3 protein-coding genes are annotated in these 2,996 nt (G+C 58.6%); 1 reads left to right on the top strand and 2 read right to left on the bottom strand.

The window, feature by feature from the left end; translation table 11 throughout:
* Positions 1 to 453: 453 nt before the first annotated feature.
* Both LRG07_RS13500 and LRG07_RS13495 read right to left on the bottom strand, forming a co-directional pair.
* Positions 454 to 1,029, bottom strand: coding sequence for a helix-turn-helix domain-containing protein (locus tag LRG07_RS13500; RefSeq protein ID WP_238642704.1), 576 nt, complete (start codon positions 1,027 to 1,029; stop codon positions 454 to 456).
* A gap of 74 nt (positions 1,030 to 1,103) precedes the next feature.
* Positions 1,104 to 1,901, bottom strand: coding sequence for a sulfotransferase family 2 domain-containing protein (locus LRG07_RS13495; protein WP_238642703.1), 798 nt, complete (start codon positions 1,899 to 1,901; stop codon positions 1,104 to 1,106).
* A 155-nt stretch (positions 1,902 to 2,056) separates the two neighbouring features.
* Here LRG07_RS13495 and LRG07_RS13490 point away from each other — a divergent pair.
* Positions 2,057 to 2,996 (top strand): IS1380 family transposase (locus LRG07_RS13490; RefSeq protein ID WP_238642702.1); only part of this gene is annotated, 940 nt, incomplete at its 3' end.

Raw genomic sequence — 2,996 nt, 5'->3', positions numbered from 1 at the left:
GTTTCGAATCCCAGGATACCAACACCCGGTGATTCCAGCCGCCGTCAAGGGCCCATAACCCTCGTCAGATCCGCGCCTTGCGAGTTTTTCAGGACCGACTAACTAGCGACACGGCTGTCCCCTCTGCCTGGGTGGTTGGAGCCTAAGCTGTTAGGTCGTAAACCAGAGCTGGCGGGCAGGCCGGTCTCAAGAATCAGGCGCAACGGTTTTCGAGAAGGGTTGTAGCTCTTCAGTCATGGCCTCCTCGGGTGTTCTGACATCCAGCGCCTCACGCGGCCGTTGGTTTAAGAGTCGGGCGATATCATTGAGTTGAGGCTGGCTCGGCTCGCTGAGATGGGCGCCCTTAGGCAGGTGCTGGCGCAGCAAACGTTGGTGTTTTCGTTGCTGCCGCGCTGCCACGGTGCATGTGGATCGGCGAACCAGATCGACAGATTCAGCCGCTGGGCAATCCGCTCATGGCAGGCCATCTCGCTGCTGCCCCGGTTGTAGGTCAGGCTCTGGCGTAGGATCGCCGGCAGGCGCCTCATCTGCCGGTGGAAGCCCTCCAGGGCAGCTCAGGTGCTCCGATCGACCCGCCAGGCGCTGCGGCTTTTGGCGACGAAGCGTCCGGATCAACTCGTGCTTGAGCGAACCCTTCGGATGCGCGTAAATCGCCGCGTAGATGGTGTCATGGCTGACGCGAGACTCTGGATCATCTGGGTACATACACGCCAGCCTGCCGGAGATCTGCTCCGAAGACCACTGCCAATAGCACAGTCGGTCACGCATATAACGGTGCAACCATTCACCCTCGACCAACTTGGTGCGACGACCACACCGCCGCCGTCTATCTCGGTACTGCTGAGCCCCCTGCGTCGGACAATATGCCGTTCCTGCCGATAGCACCTGCCCGCGAGCAAGTTCTCGGGTCACCGTCGAGGGACTGCGTCCGAGTAGGCGGCTAATCGCCCGCGCACTGCTACCTCGGCTGCGCTCACTCAAGATGACGGCGCGCTCCTGATCACTGAGGTGCTGGTATCGGGTGTCCATCGCAACATCTTACCCCGCTCCGGATGTGGGTGTTGCGCTTGAAGATTGGGGCTACGCTCGCAGGCCCCTTGAAGTCAGCTTAGATATCCAAAATCCCTAAGAAAACTCAATTCGTCACTAAATCCTGCCTCTACAAGCTCAATCTGCTCGGTTGACCACCGGTGTTTTTTTGTTCCTGATTTTGTGTTTTGAGCGTGGGGGAAGTCGCTTTTTCGAAAGGGCAGGCCAACACGTTGACATATATAATTGAGGTCCTCAGTCAATGTTCCATAGGAACCCAGGTAATCGACGGCCAGAACGTTTCGTCCGAAAGTGTAGACATCAATGTTTGTACGAGGAGTGGGGCGGACACGGGGGCATTCTCTTTCAGGATCGGCCATGCACTTCAGGTAGCCGTCAAAAGTGATGCCTTTTTGTTTGAGCCTGGAATGTTTTTTGTGAAAGTCTGACAATACATATTGGAAAGGGTCCCTAAAGAAAGCAAACTTGAAATAATTGTTAAACTCCTCTGGGAAAAGGTCGGCCACCTTTTTTGCAGAGGCATGGGTCGGTCTAGGGCCAAGCTTTTCGTCTCCTCTGAACGTCACTCTGTTTGAAAGTTGAAGCAATTCAGCCGTGAGCCGGTCTTTCCTGAAGCCGTTTTTGAAGGCGGTCTTCGGCGCGTTTTTTAAAAACTGGAAATTTCCGAGGTTGGTAAGCAAGCGGCTAACAGCTTCTTGGTTGGGCTTCCCGCCTCGCGGAATAATTTCATGCCATTGTTCTACGATTATGTCGTGTGGTCCAGAAAAATGATTGTAGTAAATAGAAAAAGAGTTCCCTGCTGTTCTTCGGCTATGAAGAAATATAAACTTATACTTGTGGCTTATTATCATTGCTCTTCCTTTGAAGCGAGTAAGTTCAAAGCCGGGCGCCTACGCTACTATGCCCGGATTATTCAGCACAGGTGGGGGAATAGGTTGGCGTAACGCCGGAGTCTCTGGATAATCATGAGGTTGGGAGCTACACGAACCAGAGCCGACGCTACGCCATGGGTGAAACCGTATCGCTGTTCTCGCCGTCGTTCAACAAGGCCCTGCGGGTGGAGACGGGCGCTCAGCGCCTGAGTTCCGATGCGGGTGCGATCCTCCAGCGCGAGGCCTTGGAGCGCACCGGGATCGTGGCCTGGTTGAAGGCGCGCTTGTTGGACCCGCGCGATCCTCGCCGGACCCGACACACGATCAGTCAGCTGCTACGCGATAGCCTGGTGATGATCGGCCAGGGCTGGGACGACCAGCGGGATGCCGACACCCTGCGCAGCGATCCGATCCTCGCCGCCTGCGGCAGCGATGGCCGAGGCGAGCGGGTCATGGACCGAACCCTCGCCTCGCAGCCGACGATCTCGCGGCTGCTCGACATTCTTGCCAAGCCAGAGAATCAGGCCGTGCTCGATCAGGGGCTGCTGCACCTGGTTGAACAGCGGGTCCGGGCCCGCAACCAAGGTCGCCGTGCCCGGGCGATTACCATCGATATCGATGGGGTCCCGCTGCAGGCGCATGGCCAGCAGCCCGGCAGTGCGTTCAGCAAGTACACCGGGCAACGCCAGCACTACCCGTTATTTGCGCTCTGTGGTGAGACCGGCGATCTGGTTGGGGTGCTGCTGCGTCCCGGTAACGCGGGGCCGGCGAGCGAGGCGGCGGCCTGGATCCCGAAGCTGGTCGAGCACCTGCGCACCCATGTCGCCGAGCAGGTTCGCGTGCGGCTCGATGCCGGTTTCGCCGATGCCACGACGCTTGCGGCGCTGGATGCCCACGGGATCGAGTTCATCGCCCGGCTGCCGCGCAATTCGGCGCTGGAACGGCGCTTCGAGCCGCAGCGCTATCGGCTGGGGCGCCCCTCCAAGCGCGAGCGCGAATGGACCGACGAGTTCGTCCACAAGGCGGGCACCTGGGAACGGCCACGGCGCGTGGTAATGGTCATCCGTGAGCGGT

Source organism: Halorhodospira sp. 9622, from assembly GCF_022228025.1.
GTDB lineage: Bacteria > Pseudomonadota > Gammaproteobacteria > Nitrococcales > Halorhodospiraceae > Halorhodospira > Halorhodospira halophila_A.
Note: the sequence above shows the minus strand (reverse complement) of the source record. Positions and strands in the feature narration are given on the sequence as shown.

What these genes read in the sequence shown, in the direction of transcription:
- LRG07_RS13500 (WP_238642704.1), bottom strand. Translation starts at nt 1,029, where the DNA reads ATGGACACCCGATACCAGCACCTCAGTGATCAGGAGCGCGCCGTCATC.
- LRG07_RS13495 (WP_238642703.1), bottom strand. Translation starts at nt 1,901, where the DNA reads ATGATAATAAGCCACAAGTATAAGTTTATATTTCTTCATAGCCGAAGA.